General features: G+C 72.2%; 15 protein-coding genes. 7 read left to right on the top strand and 8 right to left on the bottom strand.

Features of this window, described 5'->3' with window-relative positions; genetic code table 11:
- Window positions 1-293 precede the first annotated feature (293 nt).
- The 3 genes from ACGF4C_RS38865 to ACGF4C_RS38875 all read right to left on the bottom strand — a co-directional run bounded on the left by ACGF4C_RS38865 (window position 294) and on the right by ACGF4C_RS38875 (window position 2,892).
- Window positions 294-1,151, bottom strand: coding sequence for a fumarylacetoacetate hydrolase family protein (locus tag ACGF4C_RS38865; RefSeq protein ID WP_393573323.1), 858 nt, complete (start codon window positions 1,149-1,151; stop codon window positions 294-296).
- A gap of 138 nt (window positions 1,152-1,289) precedes the next feature.
- Window positions 1,290-2,399, bottom strand: a complete 1,110-nt coding sequence (locus ACGF4C_RS38870; RefSeq protein ID WP_393573325.1) for a YidC/Oxa1 family membrane protein insertase — start codon at window positions 2,397-2,399, stop codon at window positions 1,290-1,292.
- Window positions 2,400-2,586: 187 nt separating this feature from the next.
- The gene (locus tag ACGF4C_RS38875; protein WP_393573327.1) at window positions 2,587-2,892 is read right to left on the bottom strand and encodes a DUF6412 domain-containing protein; all 306 of its coding nucleotides are present in this window, start codon (window positions 2,890-2,892) and stop codon (window positions 2,587-2,589) included.
- Between the two features lie 172 nt (window positions 2,893-3,064).
- Here ACGF4C_RS38875 and ACGF4C_RS38880 point away from each other — a divergent pair, with 172 nt between their 5' ends.
- The 3 genes from ACGF4C_RS38880 (at window position 3,065) to ACGF4C_RS38890 (ending at window position 7,749) form a co-directional block, all read left to right on the top strand.
- Window positions 3,065-5,176, top strand: a complete 2,112-nt coding sequence (locus tag ACGF4C_RS38880; RefSeq protein ID WP_393573329.1) for an AMP-dependent synthetase/ligase — start codon at window positions 3,065-3,067, stop codon at window positions 5,174-5,176.
- A gap of 249 nt (window positions 5,177-5,425) precedes the next feature.
- Window positions 5,426-6,073: a DUF4142 domain-containing protein gene (locus ACGF4C_RS38885; protein ID WP_393573331.1), complete on the top strand. Its 648-nt coding sequence runs from the start codon at window positions 5,426-5,428 to the stop codon at window positions 6,071-6,073.
- Between the two features lie 194 nt (window positions 6,074-6,267).
- Entirely contained in the window at window positions 6,268-7,749 is a 1,482-nt protein-coding gene (locus ACGF4C_RS38890) for a DUF1996 domain-containing protein (RefSeq protein ID WP_393573348.1), read from the top strand.
- 68 nt (window positions 7,750-7,817) lie between these two features.
- Here ACGF4C_RS38890 and ACGF4C_RS38895 read toward each other — a convergent pair whose 3' ends face one another.
- Window positions 7,818-7,982, bottom strand: a complete 165-nt coding sequence (locus tag ACGF4C_RS38895; protein WP_393573333.1) for a hypothetical protein — start codon at window positions 7,980-7,982, stop codon at window positions 7,818-7,820.
- Window positions 7,979-8,938, bottom strand: a complete 960-nt coding sequence (locus ACGF4C_RS38900) for an alpha/beta fold hydrolase (RefSeq protein WP_393573335.1) — start codon at window positions 8,936-8,938, stop codon at window positions 7,979-7,981. The genes ACGF4C_RS38895 and ACGF4C_RS38900 overlap by 4 nt, the downstream gene beginning before the upstream one ends.
- 112 nt (window positions 8,939-9,050) lie before the next feature.
- Between ACGF4C_RS38900 and ACGF4C_RS38905 the strand changes: the two genes are divergently transcribed.
- The gene (locus tag ACGF4C_RS38905) at window positions 9,051-9,665 is read left to right on the top strand and encodes a TetR/AcrR family transcriptional regulator (RefSeq protein WP_393573337.1); all 615 of its coding nucleotides are present in this window, start codon (window positions 9,051-9,053) and stop codon (window positions 9,663-9,665) included.
- An 85-nt stretch (window positions 9,666-9,750) separates the two neighbouring features.
- Here ACGF4C_RS38905 and ACGF4C_RS38910 read toward each other — a convergent pair whose 3' ends face one another.
- A complete protein-coding gene (locus tag ACGF4C_RS38910; protein WP_234442318.1) occupies window positions 9,751-10,572 on the bottom strand; it encodes a CdaR family transcriptional regulator in 822 nt (273 codons plus the stop codon).
- A gap of 567 nt (window positions 10,573-11,139) precedes the next feature.
- Here ACGF4C_RS38910 and ACGF4C_RS38915 point away from each other — a divergent pair.
- The 3 genes from ACGF4C_RS38915 to ACGF4C_RS38925 all read left to right on the top strand — a co-directional run bounded on the left by ACGF4C_RS38915 (window position 11,140) and on the right by ACGF4C_RS38925 (window position 14,561).
- Window positions 11,140-11,898: a hypothetical protein gene (locus tag ACGF4C_RS38915; RefSeq protein ID WP_393573340.1), complete on the top strand. Its 759-nt coding sequence runs from the start codon at window positions 11,140-11,142 to the stop codon at window positions 11,896-11,898.
- Window positions 11,895-13,445 (top strand): NADH-ubiquinone oxidoreductase-F iron-sulfur binding region domain-containing protein, encoded by a 1,551-nt coding sequence (locus ACGF4C_RS38920; protein WP_393573342.1) that lies wholly within the window; start codon window positions 11,895-11,897, stop codon window positions 13,443-13,445. The genes ACGF4C_RS38915 and ACGF4C_RS38920 overlap by 4 nt, the downstream gene beginning before the upstream one ends.
- Before the next feature lie 153 nt (window positions 13,446-13,598).
- Window positions 13,599-14,561, top strand: a complete 963-nt coding sequence (locus ACGF4C_RS38925) for an SCO0930 family lipoprotein (RefSeq protein ID WP_393573344.1) — start codon at window positions 13,599-13,601, stop codon at window positions 14,559-14,561.
- Here the strand turns inward: ACGF4C_RS38925 and ACGF4C_RS38930 are convergent.
- Together ACGF4C_RS38930 and ACGF4C_RS38935 are read right to left on the bottom strand one after the other, a co-directional pair.
- Window positions 14,545-16,056, bottom strand: coding sequence for a sodium:solute symporter (locus ACGF4C_RS38930; protein WP_393573350.1), 1,512 nt, complete (start codon window positions 16,054-16,056; stop codon window positions 14,545-14,547). The genes ACGF4C_RS38925 and ACGF4C_RS38930 overlap by 17 nt on opposite strands.
- Window positions 16,057-16,061: 5 nt before the next feature.
- Window positions 16,062-16,274, bottom strand: a complete 213-nt coding sequence (locus ACGF4C_RS38935) for a DUF3311 domain-containing protein (protein WP_393573346.1) — start codon at window positions 16,272-16,274, stop codon at window positions 16,062-16,064.
- Window positions 16,275-16,404: the final 130 nt, after the last annotated feature.

The following is a 16,404-nucleotide window of genomic DNA, read 5'->3' on the forward strand; positions in this document are numbered from 1 at the left end:
TCGTGGACGTAAAGCGTCAGCAGTCCACGAACAAGGCCCCGGAGGCCCGTCACCGCACCCAACAACAACCCAGCCCGCCGCAGGCGCAACGGCGAGACGACCCGCGCCGCCGCAGACAGCTACGTGCGGGGCGCCGCAAAGCGCAACGGCGAACAAGCCCCGCGGCGGGACAGCCAAGTACGTGGGAGGCACCGCAAAGCGCAGCGGAACGGCGCGACGGCCAAGTACGTGGGAGGCGCCGCAAAGCGCAACGACGAGCAACCCCGACGGAGGGACAGCCAGGTACGTGGGGACTACGCAGCCTTCAGCTGCGTGCGTTGGCGGCCCAAGCCGTCGATCTCCAGCTCGACGACGTCGCCGGGCTTGAGGTACGGCTTCGGTTCGGGCTGGCCCATGGCGACGCCGGCCGGGGTGCCGGTGTTGATGACGTCGCCCGGGTACAGGGTCATGAACTGGCTGACGTAGCGGACCACTTCGGCGACCGGGAAGATCTGCTCCGCGGTCGTGCCGTCCTGCTTCAGTTCGCCGTTGACCCACAGCCGGATGCCGAGGGCCTGCGGGTCGGGTACCTCGTCGGCGGTCACCAGCCACGGGCCCAGCGGGTTGAACGTCTCGCAGTTCTTGCCCTTGTCCCACTGGCCGCCGCGCTCGATCTGGAAGGCGCGCTCCGAGACGTCGTGCGCCACCGCGTAACCGGCCACCGCCGCCAGCGCCTGCTCGTCGGTCTCCAGATAGCGGGCGGTACGGCCGATGACGACCGCCAGCTCCACCTCCCAGTCCGTCTTCACGCTGCCGCGCGGGACGAGCACCGTGTCGTCCGGCCCGACGACCGTGTCCGGGGCCTTCATGAAGATGATCGGCTCCTCGGGGGTCGGGGCGCCGGTCTCGCGGGCGTGGTCGTGGTAGTTCAGCCCGATGCACACGATCTTGCCGATCCGGGCCACCGGCGGACCGGTGCGCAGCCCCGCGGCATCCAGCGCGGGCAGGTCGCCGGCGGCCGCGGCGGCGCGGATCCGGGCGAGTTTCTCGTCGTCCGCGAGCAGCGTTCCGTCGATGTCCGGCACCAGTCCCGACAGGTCCCGCAGGACTCCTTGCTCGTCGAGCAGCGCCGGGCGTTCCGCCCCCACCGTTCCGACACGCAGCAGCTTCATCGGTTCAACTCCCGTGGTCGAAGGTCGGCCCTGGAAGGGGTCCTCCGGGCCGGCCGATGGGGGACGGCCATCGAGCGATTTGGTTGATCCTCCGAGAACGGGGTCCAGTCCGCAAGACCCCGTTCACGGACTGGACCGTTACTGAGCGGTAGTAATGATGGCCCCGCCGGCGCTCGCGTCGCCGCTCGCGCCGCTGCCCGAGTCGCCACCCGAGGCGCACCGGGTCCTCGCCTGGGCATCGGCGGACAGGGGGCGCCGCGTCTGCGCGTCGGCCCGGGTGCGCGCCTGCGCGTTGGCCCTTGCCCGGGCCGCCCGCTGCCGTGCCGCACGGCTCTTCGGTGCGCGCTGCTGAGGTCCGCGCTGCTGCACTCCGCGCCGAGGGGAAGTGGCGGCGAGGGACGGCGTACCGGAGGCGGGGCTGATCGCTGGCTTGTTCGCAGCGGCCGCGTCCCCTTCCTCCGCAGCCGACGCCCCCCTCGTCCCCTCAGACCCCTTCTTTCCCTCAGGTCCCTTCGTCCCCTCGGGCTCCTTGTCCCCCTTGTCCCGCTTCAGCAGCGCCCGTTCGCAGGCCGTCCAGGTCGTGGTCGTCACCATGTACAGGCCGGCGGCCAGCGGGACCACCGCCACCGTGATCAGCGTGCCGAACGACAGCAGCGGCATCAGCTTCGCCAACGAGGCCATACCGGGAACCGATCGGTCCGGGGACGGGGCCGGGGCCGGGGCCTGGGCCGTGGTGGCGCGGGCACGTCGGTAGTTCCAGGTCGCGACGGCCGCGATCAGTACGAACAGCGCGAGGTAGACCAGGCCCTGCGGGCCGAAGGGGCCGCCGGCCGCCAGGGCCTCGCTCCAGTGGCCGCCGAGCGGTGCGCCCAGCAGCGTGTGGTCGAGCAGACCGCCGCCCCCGGTGGAGAAGAGGTGGTACATCACGAAGAACACGGGCAGTTGGAGCAGCGACGGCAGGCAGCCGGCCAGTGGCGAGGCGCCGGTCTTGGCGTACAGGTCGGCCATCGCCTTCTGCAGCCGCTCGGGGTCGTTCTTGTGTGTGCGCTGGAGGGCGGCGAGTTGGGGGGCGAGGGCCGCGCGGGCCTTCTCGCCGCGGGCCGCGGCGCGGGCGAGCGGATGCAGTGCGGCGCGTACCGCGAGGGTGAACAGGACGATGGTGGCGGCCACGGCCGCGTCGCCGAAGAGCGGATCGAGTACTGCGGCGCCGCGCCCGAGCGCATCGCCGAGGAAGCCGAACATGGACATGGGTGAGCCCTCCACGGGTCTCGTCGTGCCGGAACCGGATGTCGGCGTGACGAGCTGCGCAGACGCGGGCAAAGGGAGAGGGAAGCCCACGCCCTGAAGAATGCGGTAGCCGCACTGAGGAATACGGGATCCGCCCTGAAGAGTGCGGTATCCGCCCTGAGAAGTGCGGAGTTGCCTGCCTCTGCGTCTACGCGGCCGTCGGGAGGGTGTGGCCCGGTGCTCGGGGGCGCGGGCGGCCGGCCGCGTCGGGGTCGCGTTGGGGCAGGAACGCCGTTCGCCGCTCGCGGTCGCGGATCGCCGTACGGATCCGGCCCGGTGGCACCGGCTGTGCGCAGGACGCGATCAGGAAGGCGCTGCACAGCAGCAGCAGCGCGGCGGTGGTCGCGGCCGCGGCCAGGGCCGTCGACAGGCCCGTCTGGGTGAGGAGGAGGCCGACGAGGAGGAAGAGGATCGCGGAGGTGTACAGCCGCCATGCTTCGACGAGCCGGTACATGCTGCGCCTCCTTCCGCCTACCCGCTTACCAGGACTTGTCGTCTTCCGCTCAAGAGTAGCCGGAGACCTGGGCAGCCGGGACACCTGTGGGTAACTTGCCCTCCCTGCCGTCGGGACGGCGGTGGACCGGGAGGGGGGACCGGGGACCAAGGGGGAACACCTAGGAGGTGCTGTGCGCGACATCAGCGTTCCGGCCCTGGCGGCTCCGCTACGGACCGGCGGTCTCGCCGACTCCGTCTTCGACACCGCCGCGCACCAGCCGGACTTCGCCCAGCTGGCGCGGCGCGACGACCGGGCGCCGGACGGCTGGCTGGAGGTGACCGCAGGGGAGTTCCGGGACGAGGTGATGGCCCTGGCCAGGGGGCTGTTGGCGGACGGGCTCCGGCCCGGGGCGCGGGTCGCGCTGATGTCCCGGACCCGTTACGAGTGGACGCTGTTCAGCTATGCGCTGTGGGCGATCGGCGGGGAGCTGGTGCCGGTCTATCCGACCGCGTCGGCCGAGCAGCTTCGCTGCATCCTGAACGGGGCGGACGTCACCGCGATCGTCGTCGAGCACGAGGCGCACGCCATGACCGTGGCGGAGGCGTGCGACGCGCGCTCGCGGCTGCGCCGGCTGTGGCAGCTGGACCTGGACTGCGTGCAGCGGCTGATGGAGGAGGGCACCCGGCTGCCCGAGGCCGATGTGCACCGTCTGCGGCATGCCGTCGCACCCGGTTCGACCGCGGCGATCGTGCACACCTCGGGCACCACCGGGCGTCCGCGCGGCTGCGTGATCACGCACGCCAATCTCGCCGCCGAGTGCGACACCCTCTACGCGGGCTGGGGCGGGCTGCTGGCCCCGCCCGGCGAACGCCCGTCGCTGCTGGCGTTCCTGCCGTTCGCGCACGTCTACGGGCTCGTGGTGCAGGTCGCGTGCCTGCGCGGCGGGGTCAAGCTCGCCCATCAGCCCGACCCGTCCACGGAGGAGCTGCTGCCGGCCCTCGCGTCGTTCCGGCCGACGTTCCTGTTCGCGGTGCCGCACGTCTTCGAGAAGATCTGCGCCCGCGCCCGGCTCGCCGCCGAACGGGCCGGCCGGCGGCGGATGTTCGACGCGGCGATGACCGTCGCGGTGCGGTACGCGGAGGCGCAGGCCGCGGAGGCCCGGGGCACCGGGCGCGGCCCCGATCCGTTCCTGCGGGCCCGGCACGCGCTCTACGAGCGGCTGGTGTACTCCCGTATCCGGGCCCTGCTGGGCGGCCGGGTGCGGACCGCGGTGTCCGGCGGTTCGCCGCTGCTGCGGGAGCTGGGGCTGCTCTTCGCCGGCATCGGCATCACGGTCTACGACGGGTACGGCCTGACGGAGACCAGCGGGGCGATCACCGCCCAGCCGCCGGGCCGGGTCCGCTTCGGGACGGTGGGCCTCCCGCTGCCCGGCAGCGCGATCCATCTGGCGCTGGACGGCGAGGTGTGGGTGCGCGGGCCGGTGGTGTTCGCGGGCTATCTGGACGACGGGGAGGACGACAGGGATCGGGAGCGGGGCGGGGGCGGAAGCGACGTTATCGGCGCCGGGGCCGGCGCCGGGCCCGGGGCCGGGCCGAACGGCAGGCACCGGCGCGGCGCGGGCCCGGGCAACGGCCCGTTCCCCGGCGCCGCCCACGGTCCCGGCGCCGCCCACGGCCCCGGCAGCGGCCACGGTCCCGGCAGTGGCCACGGTCCCGGCAGCGGGCTGTACGACGGCTGGCTGCCGACCGGTGACCTCGGGCACCTGGACGACGACGGCTATCTGGTCATCACCGGCCGCAAGAAGGACATCATCATCACCAGCAACGGCAAGAGCGTTGCTCCGCAGGGACTGGAGCACCGGCTGTGTGCCCATCCGCTGATCTCGCAGTGCGTGGTCGTCGGCGACAACCGGCCGTACGTGACGGCGCTGATCACCCTCGATCCGGAGGCGCTGGCGCAGTGGCGGAAGCTGCGCGGCGAGCCGGAGGAGGGCGGTACGGGCGGCGGTGCGGCCTCGGGGCCGTCGCCGGAGGAGCAGTTGCAGGCGGAGGTACGGCGGGCCGTGGCGCGCGCCAACGCCTCGGTGTCCCGCGCCGAGTCGATCCGCGCCTTCCGCATCCTGCCGGGCGAGTTCAGCCAGCAGTCCGGCCTGGTGACGCCCTCGATGAAGCTGCGCCGGGCGGCGATCGTACGGGCCTACGCGGCGGAGATCGACGCCCTGTACGCCCAGGGCGAGCGCCAGGAGCCGGAGACCCGCAGGGAACGCCGCCGGTGGGCGGCGGCGGGCCTGTACGCGCGCTGACGGACGCACGCCAAGGACGCGGTCCCCGGCGGTGGGCGGTGCGCACGGCCCCGGTCCGCACGCCGGGCACACGCCTGCCCGCCCACGCACCGTCCCGGCCGGGCCCGCCCGCGGCACCGTAGCAGTGTCGCGGCGGGCCCGGCCGTAATTTGTCCAGGGGTGAGAACCCGCGTCCACGGACCCGGTGCGCGGCCTAGCGTCCGGTGGCATTCCAGTCCATTCCCGTAGGGACGAACCGGGAGGCGCTCCGTGCGGTCGATCCTCAGCAATTCCGCAGCATCCGGGCGGTCCATCGCCACGGGGCTGGTGGTCGCCGCGCTCGTGGCCACGCTCGCGGCGCTGCTGCTGCCCGTGCAGCTCTTCGGGGAGAGCGCGTCGGCGGCGACGAACACGGTCTCGTACGACGATGACGGCGGCGGCACGGTCAACACCCGGTACGGCCCGCTGACCGCCATGGACCGGGACTTCGTACGCAAGGTCAGGCTGGCCGGGCTGTGGGAGATGCCCGCGGGCCGGCAGGCCCAGGAACGCGGCAGGACGGCGGCGGTGCGTACCGCGGGCGACCACCTCGTGGCCGGCCACACCGAGCTGGACCGGCGGTCGGTGGAGGCCGGGCGCGCCCTGGGCATCCCGCTGCCCAACCAGCCCTCCGCCGAACAGCAGGGCTGGCTGGGGCAGTTGAACTCCGCCTCGGACGCCGAGTACCCGCGCCTCTTCGCCGAGCTGTTGCGCCGGTCGCACGGCAAGGTCTTCGGGCTGATCGCGATGGTCCGCGACCAGACCCGCAACACGATGGTGCGCTCGCTGGCGAACAAGGCCAACTCCACCGTGCTGGACCACATCACGGTCCTGGAGAACACCGGCCAGGTCGACTTCAACACCCTGCACAGCAGCTGAGCCGTCCAGCGGCGGGCCGTGCCCGGCCGCGGCGGACGGCAGCCGGGGCGCACGCCGGCCGGCCGACCCCCAAGGCGCATCCACCCCACCCCTCACACCGGACGAAGCGAAGTGATCTCATGACGCAACGGCAAGGGCACCGCCCACGGCAGCAGCGCCAGCAGTCCCATAAACGCTCCCGCCTGACGAACAGAATGCTGGTCGCCGCGGCCGCGCTCCTGCTGGGCGGCGGCGGCCTCGCAGCGGTCGCGACCACGGCACTGGCCGGCAGCAACGACTCCTCCCAGCCGGCGGCCGGCCATCAGCACACCGTCCTGGCCAGCACGATCTCCTGTCCGGACGTGGGGATAAAGCTGCGCCAGGTCCCGCACAGCGCCCAGCTGCAGGTCTCCAAGGGCCTGGCCACGCTCGACCGGCAGGTGCACGACGCCTACCACCGGATGATGGGGGGCAGCGGCAGCACCGTCCTGACCCAGCTCAAGCAGCAGCGGCAGCGGACCATCGGCACGATGATCACCGCCATCGCCCGGGACGCCAAGCGGCCGTCGTACCTGTGGAAGATGAGCGGCTGCACCATGAAGCCCGCCGACGAGGGGGCGGGCACCGGCGGCTTCGACTCGACGAAGTCCACCCGGGACGGCTGGTACCAGGGGCAGCAGCCCCAGCCCCAGGACGGCGGCGGGCAGCAGAGCCAGCAGCCGGGCCAGGACGGCGGTCAGCAGCAGAGCCAGCAGCCCGGTCAGGACGGCGGCCAGCAGCAGGGCCAGAACGGTGACCAGCAGGGCCGGCCCGGCGGGCCCTCCCCCGACGACTTCGTCGACATCACCGCCGTCCAGCCGAACGCCGGTGACCCGCCGTTCGCCGCGCCCCGCGGCGGCAACGCCACGACCGGCACCTTCACCACCGAGTGCGGCCGCAACGAGGAGGGCCACTTCAACCCCGACAACGTCATCGTCACGCCGGGCGTCAGCAACGGCGCCCACCACACCCACGACTACGTCGGCAACAAGACCACCGACGCCTTCTCCAACAACGATTCCCTCGCCGCCTCCGACACCACCTGCACCAACGGCGACCAGTCCACCTACTACTGGCCGGTGCTGCGCAAGCTCGACGGGAACGCCGAGCAGAAGCCGGGGGCCGCGCAGGACGCCAACGTCGGATCGGTGATCACGCCGGCGACGGTGACCCTCACCTACCGGGGCAGCCAGGCCGGCCAGGTCGAGGCCATGCCCCGCTTCCTGCGCATCATCACCGGCGACGCGAAGGCGTTCACCAACGGCACGAAGAACGCCAACGCCTCCTGGTCCTGCACCGGTTTCGAGGACCGCCAGCTCAAGGACAAGTACCCGCTGTGCCCCAACGGTTCGCAGGTCGTCCGCACCTTCGCGTTCCAGAACTGCTGGGACGGCCGCGACATCGACAGCGGCAACCACCGCGACCACGTGGCGTTCTCCGACCGGGACGGCAACTGCCCCAACAACTTCCGGGCGATCCCGCAACTGGTCGAGCGGATCACCTACGACGTTCCGCAGGGCAACAGCTTCGCCGTCGACAGCTTCCCCGAGCAGCTGCACAAACCCGTCACCGACCACGGCGACTTCATCAACGTGATGTCGGACGACTTGATGAACAAGGCGGTCTCCTGCATCAACGGCGGCCGCGAATGCCGCTGATCCGCTGATGTGCGAGGGCCCCGGGGCGGCTGTCCGCCCCGGGGCCCTCGCACGTGCACCGGCCGCCCTCAGGCGAAGACGAAGGCCAGCACGATCAGCAGCAACAGGATCGCCAGCGTCTCCCACCGCGCCGCGCGGACGAGCGTGTCCCACGACGGCAGGCTCCCCCCGTGCGAGGACCCACCGCCCGAGGTGGGGTCGGAACTGCTGTCGTCGGACGTGTGGTCGCTCATCCCGCCATGTTAGAAGACGCGTTCCGCCGGTCGTCCGCACGGTCCACCGAGTCCATGAACGCCAGCATCCGCTCGTTGACCAGGTCGGCGTGATCGATCTGCGGTCCGTGACCGGTGGCGGAGACGATCTCGGCGCGGGCCCCGGGGATCAGCCGCGGTACCCGTTCGACCTGCCGCTTCGGGTGCAGCAGCAGGCTCCGCTTGCCCAGCACCAGGTACAACGGGGTGCGAATGGTGCGCAGTTCGTCCTCGGTCAGCGGCAGCGGGGCCGGGCGGCGGATGCGGAAGGCACGGACGCCCGCCCTGATCATCGCGCGCAGTTCCGGCACGATCAGCACCGGCTGCTCCAGCCATTTCGCCAGCGCGGGGCGCAGCGCGCGCGGCGCGGAGGTCGCGAAGAGGCTGATGAAGATCCAGACGAAGAAGCGCAGCCCCACCTTCTCCAGGCCACCCGGGTCCAGCGGTGTGACCGAGGCGAGCCGGCCGGGCGAGCGGTGCACCTGGTTCAGGACCAGCCATCCGCCGTAGGAGGACCCGACCAGGTGCACCCGGTCCAGGTCGAGCGCGGCCAGCGTCTCGTCCAGCCATTGCGCGGCGTCCTCGGGCCGCCACAGGGGTGCGCGGTGCACGCTGCGGCCCGGGTCGCCCGGGGTGTCGATCGCGTAGACCGTGCGCTCGGCGCTGAGCGCGGGGGTGTTCGGGTACCACATGGCGGAGCAGCTGCCCGAGCCGTGCATCAGGACGACGGGCGTGCGGCGCGCCGCGGCGGGGTCCGCCGGACCGTAGCGGTAGACGCGCGTGGTCCCGTAGGAGGTCTCCACGTCGGTCTCTTCACGGAGGGGCGCACCGAGGGCGTAGACCGCATCGCAGGCCGCGAAGTAGCGGTCGCGCAGGGCGTCGTTCACATAGCGGCCGATATCGGCCCGGCTACGGGTGGTGGACGGGGACACGGTCACCTCCAGGGGCGTCTGTTTTCGTGATACGACCGTACCACGATGTTGGTACAGCGGTATCATCAAAATTGACGGCCGGGCCCACCGGCGGAAACGACGAGCGGAGACACGCCCGATGCCCAAACGCGTGGACCACGCAGAACGGCGCACCCAGATCGCCGAGGCCCTCGTCCGGGTCGCCGGGCGGCGCGGACTGCACGCCGTCGGCATGCGGGACGTCGCGGCCGAGGCGGGCGTCTCCCTGCGGCTGGTGCAGTACTACTTCGAGACCAAGGAGAAGCTGCTGCTGTACGGACTCCAGCACCTCGCCGTCCGCTTCGGCGAACGCGTCACCGCCCGGGCACAGTCCGCCGACGCCGCCCCCGGACCGCGCGCCACCGTGGAATCCCTGCTCCTGACGTCCCTGCCCACCGACGAGGAGAGCCGCACCTTCCACCTCGTCTACACCTCGTACGCGGTGCTGTCGGTGACCGAACCGGCCCTCGCCGCCCAGCCGTTCCTCCAGCACCCCGGCGCCGCGGAGGACGTCCTGACCGACCTGCTCCGCCAGGCGTCCGCGGCCGGCCTCACCACCCCCGGCCTGGACCCCCGCCTGGAGGCGAGCAGCCTCCTGGCCCTCTCCGCGGGCCTCGGCACCAGCATCCTGGTCGGCCACCGCACCCCCGACTCGGCCACCACGGTCCTCCGCCACCAGCTGGACCGCATCTTCGCGGGGCCGGCGCGGGGGTGACCCCGACACAGCGGCCCACCGCCCCGTCCCTGCGCAGGGACGGGGCGGTGGGCCGGATGGTGCGGGGAGAGGAGAACCGGTCGGGTCAGAGGCCGTTCACCCGGGCCTCCCGGGCCATGCCCAGGGGCCGTATCGAGGAGGCGACGGCCCGGGCACGGCGGCCGGCGCGTGCCCGGTAGGAGCGGACATGGGCCATCAGGCGGCGGCTGCGGAGCGCCATTTCGAGCTCGAAGCGGGTGCGGGGGTCACGCAGGACCGGGCCGAAGAGCTTCTCGATCTGACGGAGCCGGTAGCGGACCGTCTGCGGGTGGACATGCAGCAGTTTCGCCGCCTCCGGGGCACCGCCGCCCTCCAGCCAGGCGAGCAGGGTGACTTCCAGGCGTTCGCTCTGCCGGGGCGTCAGTTCCTCCAGCGGGCCGAGCCAGCGGGAGGTCAGTGCGTCGGCGAGGGACTCGTCCTGGAGGAGCAGCAGGGCGGAGAGGTGGTCGTCGACGAAGGCGGGGCGGGACTCCGGCCCGACCCGGCCGGGGCCCAGCGTCAGCAGATAGCGGGCCCAGCGCAGGGAGGAGGCGGTGTCGGTCGCGGGTACGGCGTGACCGACCGCGGCGGGCCGCCCCTTGAGCGCGGCCTCCAGCCGGGCCCGGGTCTGGGTGGCCGGGTCCGGAACGAAGAGACAGGTGTAGCCGTCGACCGTGCCGATGAGTGCATGGCCCAGTGCGGCGGCGAGTTGGGGCGCCTCGGCCGGGGTGGCGAGGACGACGGCCTGGAGGGTGTCCGGGACCGGCCAGCCGGCCGCGCGGGCCAGCTCTCCCAACCCCTCCTCGGGCATCTCACGTTGGCCGGCGAGCACCTCGAAGAGGTCCTGGCGGGCCCGGGCGACCGGCATCGGCGTGACGACCGATGACACGGCCGGACGTTTACTTTCCGACTCTTTTTGGTAACCCAGAACTGTCAGCAGCGCTTGTTCCAAGGCCCATTGTGCGTCCTCTACGGGGGTATCGCCGAGAAGTGACGCCAATGCGGGAAATCCGCGTTGCAACTCCGCGACGACCTCCTCGGCGAGGCCCGGGAGTGCATTTCTGACTACCCGGGTCCACTCGCCTCGGGGACGCGACCAGATGCGGTTCAGGAGATCACACATCAGCTACCTCGATCCTGGCGGGGATGGGGGGTTGGACTGGGAAAGGCGCCCCCGTGCGCCTGACTGGGCATCATCCGGAGTCCCCCGGCGCGACCGCGACGCCGCTGCAGGAATTTGTCACAGCGCGATAAACCTTACGAAAGCCTGAACGGGCTCGTAGATGCTTTTGCACATCCGGTTTACGGCCCTGTGTATCCACCCGGTTACGGAATGTTTAGTGTTACCGGGGGTCACCCGCACAAAAGCCCCGCAATAGCTTCGGGCAAATACCCCGCCGACGGAATTTCACCGGAATTCGCGTCCCGCACCCGTGCCCCGACACCGGGAGGTCCGATGTCCGCACCGCGTTTGCAGACCCGCCAGAGCCGCCGGGCAGCACACCGCGCCCGGCCCTCGCCGGACCGCACACGCGCCCGGCGGCCCCCCAAAGAACCCGGGCCGCCGGGCCGCCGTGCGCCCGGCGGCCCCACCCCGACCGCCTTGCTGCGCCCCGCACTTCCGGCCGCGCTGCTGCTCTTCATCGCCGTCACCCTGCACTCCGGCGCGATGGACACCCTGGTGCGCTTCCTCGACTTCGGCGCGGGCGTCCTCGCGCTGGTCTCGCTGTCGGTGACGGTGCTGTGGGGCCTGGCGGCCACCGACCGCATGGTGCTGCAGACCGGCCACCGGCTGCTCGCCCAGGCCGTGCACCGCGGCACCGGCGTCGCCGGACTCGGCTTCCTCGGCCTGCACATCTGGGTCAAGGTCGCCGAGGGCCACACCACAGGGGTGTCCGTCGCGGTCCCCTTCACCGACGGCGCCCGCCCGGTCCTCATCGGCCTGGGCACGCTCGCCGCCTACGTGTTCGTCGCCGTCGCGGTGACCGGCGCGGTCCGCGGCGCGTTCACCGGCATCGCGGCCTCCCGCTGGTGGCGTGCGCTGCACATGAGCGCCTACCTGGCGTGGGGCCTGGCACTGGTGCACGGCCTGAAGTCGGGCCGCGCCGCCGCCGGCTGGGCCCTGGCCGGATACGCCGTCTGTCTCGCCGCGGTGGCCGTACGGCTGGCCCTGCGGCTGCGCGATGCACGCACGAACTCAGGAGACCTTCCATGACCGCCCCCGCCCCCACCCGTCTGCTGCCGGCGCTGACCGCGCCGGAGCCCGTACCGACGCTGGCGTCGTTCGGCCCGCCACGGCTGCTGGCCGGGCTCGACGAGATGCCGCGCATGGACCGGGTGGCGCATCTGGCCCGGCACGGCAGCCTGCCGCAGCTCACCGCGCAGGAACTGGTGGCGCTCGCCGAGGACATCGACCTGCGCGGCCGCGGCGGCGCCGGCTTCCCGTTCGCCCGCAAGGTGTCCGCGGTGCTGGACGGGATGCGGCGCGCCGAGGGCAAGGCCGCGGTGGTCGTCAACGGCAGTGAAGGCGAGCCGAGTTGCCTCAAGGACACCGCGCTGCTGCTGCACGCCCCGCATCTGGTGCTGGACGGCGCGCTGCTGGCCGCCGACGCGCTCGGCGCCCAGGAGGTCGCCCTGGGGGTGACCCGCACGGACGTGGAGGACTCGGTGCGGCGGGCGATCGCCGAACGGGGCCCGGTGCGGCCGGCCTTACGGGTCACCCTGCTGACCGAGCGGTTCGTCACCGGCGAGGGCAGCGCGATGACCAACGGGCTGGGCGGCGGGCCCGGACTGCCCTCGGGGCGCAAGATCCGCTCCAGCGAGCGCGGGCTGAACGGCGTACCGACGCTGCTGTCGAACACCGAGACCTACGCCCAGCTCGCCGTGGCCGCCCGGCTCGGCGCCCTCGGCTACCGGACCGCGGGCCTGCCCACGGAGCCGGGCACCCTGCTGCTGACCGTCGCCGGCAACCGGGTGGTGGAGGTCCCCTACGGGGTGCCGCTGGCCCGGGTCCTGGCACTGTGCGGGATGGACCAGGGGCAGGGCGTGCTGATCGGCGGCTACCACGGCACGTTCGTCTCCCCCACGGACGCGCAGACCGTCACGCTGTCCCGCGACTCGCTGGCCGGCTGCAACGCCGTCCTCGGCGCCGGCGCGGTACTGCCGCTGCCGTACGACACCTGCCCCGCCGGGGAGACGGTACGGGTCGCGCAGTGGATGGCCGCCGAGTCCGCCGGGCAGTGCGGCCCGTGCGTCCTGGGCCTGCCGGCCCTCGCCGACCAGCTCGACCTGGCCGTACGGGGCGGCGGCGAGGCCGCCCTGGAAGCCGTGCAGGGCCGCATGCGGGCGGTCGAGAAGCGCGGCGCATGCAGCCACCCGGACGGCACCGCGCGGTTCGTGGCCTCGGCCCTCGCCGCCTTCCCCGAGGAGTTCGAGCGCCATGCGCGGGGGTTCGGGTGCGGCCGCCCGGTGACCGGAGCGCTGCCGGTCACCGGGCACCGGCCGGCGCCCGCCGCGCTGCCCGCCCCGGTGCCCGCCCAGGTCAAGCCGGCCGCCCCGCCGCAGGAACGGCTGCTGGTCGACTGGACGCTGTGCCGCGGCCACGGGCTGTGCGCCGACGTCGTGCCGGGCGTCATCAAGCTCGGCCCGGACGGCTACCCGGAGCGGGCCAGCATGCCGCTGCCGGCCCGGATGCGGCGCCGGGCGCAGCTCGCGGTACGCCGCTGCCCGGCCCTCGCCCTGCGCGTCCAGGGCGGCAACTGACCGTTCCCGCACGGTTTTTGGCCGCCGGAGAAAAACTTCGTGCGGCCTGAACGCCGGGCACCCCGGTTGCCGTATCCCCGTGCGACGGCAACCGACCGGCAAGCAACGCACCACCTGAACCCATCGACTTCGCCCAACGGCATTGGAGACACCATGATCACTCGACGTCGTGCGGGACTCGCGGCCGCCGCGGTCGCCACCCTGGCGCTCACCGCCGCCTGCGGCAGCAGCGACAACCAGAGCGCCGGAACGACCACCACCGACAACGTCCAGCCCGCCGGCCAGGGCACCAGCCAATACGGCTACGGCTCCTCCGGCTCCGGACAGGGCGACGACGGATACGGCGGGCAGGCGGGCGGGGACAGCGGCAAGTCCGCACAGACCGGCCCGAGCGCCGGCACGCTCGCGCTGCACCAGGACGCCAAGCTCGGCCCGGTCGTCACCGACTCCAAGGGCATGACGCTCTACCGCTTCGACAAGGACACCGCCGAACCGCCGAAGTCCAACTGCTCCGGCTCCTGCGCCACCACCTGGCCACCGGTGCCGGCCGACGGCTCCTCGGCCCCCGCCGGCATCGCCAAGAGCGCACTGGGCTCGGTCACCCGCGCCGACGGCACCAAACAGCTGACCATCGGCGGCTGGCCCGCCTACCGCTACGCCAAGGACACCAAGGCCGGCGACACCAAGGGCCAGGGCGTCGGCGGCACCTGGAACGCGCTGACCGCCGAGGGCAAGAAGGCGGTCGCCCAGGAACCCGCGGACGTCTCGGTGCTCAACCAGCCCGAGCTCGGCCAGATCCTCGTCGACGGCGACGGCATGACCCTCTACCGCTTCAACAAGGACAGCGCCTGGCCGATGAAGTTCGGCTGCAACGACGCCTGCCTGGACACCTGGAAGCCCGCCAAGCCCGCCGACCGCTCCAAGCTGAAGGGCATCGCCCCCAAGCTCATCTCCACCGTCACCCGCCCCGACGGCATCCGCCAGCTGGCCGTCGACTGCTGGCCCGTCTACACCTTCACCGGCGACAAGCAGCCCGGTGACATCAACGGCCAGGGCAAGATGGGCCTGTGGTTCGCGGTCTCCAAGGACGGCAAGAAGCTCACGACGACGCCCTGACCGCTTCGTCCTCCCCCTCCGGCAACTCGTCCTCCACCGCCAGCACCTCGGCGTCCGGCCGGTCGTCCGCCTCCCGCGGCCCCAGCCAGGTGACCGCCAGCGCCACCACCAGATTCACCGCGAGCCCGACCAGCCCCGCGTTCATCCCCCACACCGGGTCGTGTCCCCCGAAGACCAGGACACAGACCAGAGCGAACCCCGCCACCAGGCCGCTCACCGCGGCGAGCCACGTCAGCCGCCGCCACACCAGCCCCAGCAGCAACATCGGCACGAGCTGCGCCATGCCCTCGTACGAGATCAGCGACAGCCGGACCAGGGTGTTCGGGGCGGTGTATGTGAGGACCAGGGCCAGCGCACCCGCCGCCACCACGACCACCTGCGACCACAGCTTCTGCCGGTTGGCCAGGCGCGGTACCGCCCCCAGCACGCTCCTCCCCCACATCGTGCCGATGACCAGCATGAACACGGCCATCGGCACGATGGAGGAGAGCGCAGCGGCCACCCCGATCAGGCCCACGGCCCAAGCCGGAAGGGAGTCCACCACCAGCTTGAACAACGCCAGATTGGAGTCCGCGCCGGTCAGCCCCGGCACCACGAACAGCGCCGCCAGCCCCAGCAGCATCGGCACGAACAACAGCACGTTGTAGAAGGGCAGGTACATCGCGTTGCGGCGCAGCGCCTCGGCGTTGCGGGCACCGAGATAGCCGGCCACGGTCGTCGGGAAGACCACCACGGTGAGGGAGTTGACGACGGTGGTGGTGACGAACCAGACCTGCCCCAGCCCGCCCGAGGCGTGCCCCGGGAACGTCAGCCACTCCGCCTTCTCGGCCGTGACCCGGTGCAGAAAATCCCCGTAACCACCGAAATAATGCAACGGCACATACACCACCAGAAACCCAAGCGTGCCGATGACAAGAACGTCCTTGAGCACCGACACCCAGGCACTGCCCCGCAGCCCGCTGACCACGACGAACCCGCAGGTCACCGCGAACCCGAGAAAATAGGCCCAGTTGAGGCTGATCGTCCCGTACGAGATGGTCGAGACGACCACGCCCATGCCGGTGATCTGCAGCTGGATGTACGGCAACAGGCACACCGTCGCGAGCACGGCCACCGCGGCCCCCAGCCAGGGCCGCCGGTAGCGGTGGGCGACGATGTCGGTGATCCCGACGAGCCCGTGCCGGCGGGCGTAGCCCCACAGCATCGGCCCGACCACGTAGCCCAGCGCATAGCCGCAGGACATATAGGCCACCACGTACAGCACCGGCGCCCCGAAGTTGTACCCCCAGCCGGCCGCACCGAGGTAACTGAAGCTGGTGTAACTCTCACCGGCCATCAGCACCCAGATGAACACGGTCCCCAGACTCCGGCCGCCCACCGACCACTCCGCGAGCCCGCCGCCGGAGCCCCGGCCCCGGACGGCCAGCAGCCCGAGCGCGACGGTGACGACCATGAACCCACCGAACAGGCCCGTGGAAACGGTCGCGTTCCCCATTGCGTTCACACCCCCTCCCCGCCCCGGCCCCGCGCCCGGTCACCGCGCCGCGCCAGCCACACGGCCGACGGGGTGGCGAGCGTCGCCACCAGCATCCAGAAGAACAGGAACGGCAGCCCCAGCACGGTCGGCGCCACACGGTTGACCACCGGCAGCACCGCAAGGAAGAGGGCGTAGGGCAACAGCAACCACAGCCGATTTCTCGAACGCTTTCGCACGGGTTGAGCGTAGGCGCCCACGTACTTGGCTGTCCCGCCGCGGGGCTTGCTCGCCGTTGCGCTTTGCGGCGCCCCGCACGTAGCTGTCTGCGGCGGCGCGGGTCGTCTCGCCGTTGCGCCTGCGGCGGGC

It is taken from the genome of Streptomyces sp. NPDC048197, assembly GCF_043202395.1.
Lineage (GTDB): Bacteria > Actinomycetota > Actinomycetes > Streptomycetales > Streptomycetaceae > Streptomyces > Streptomyces siderophoricus.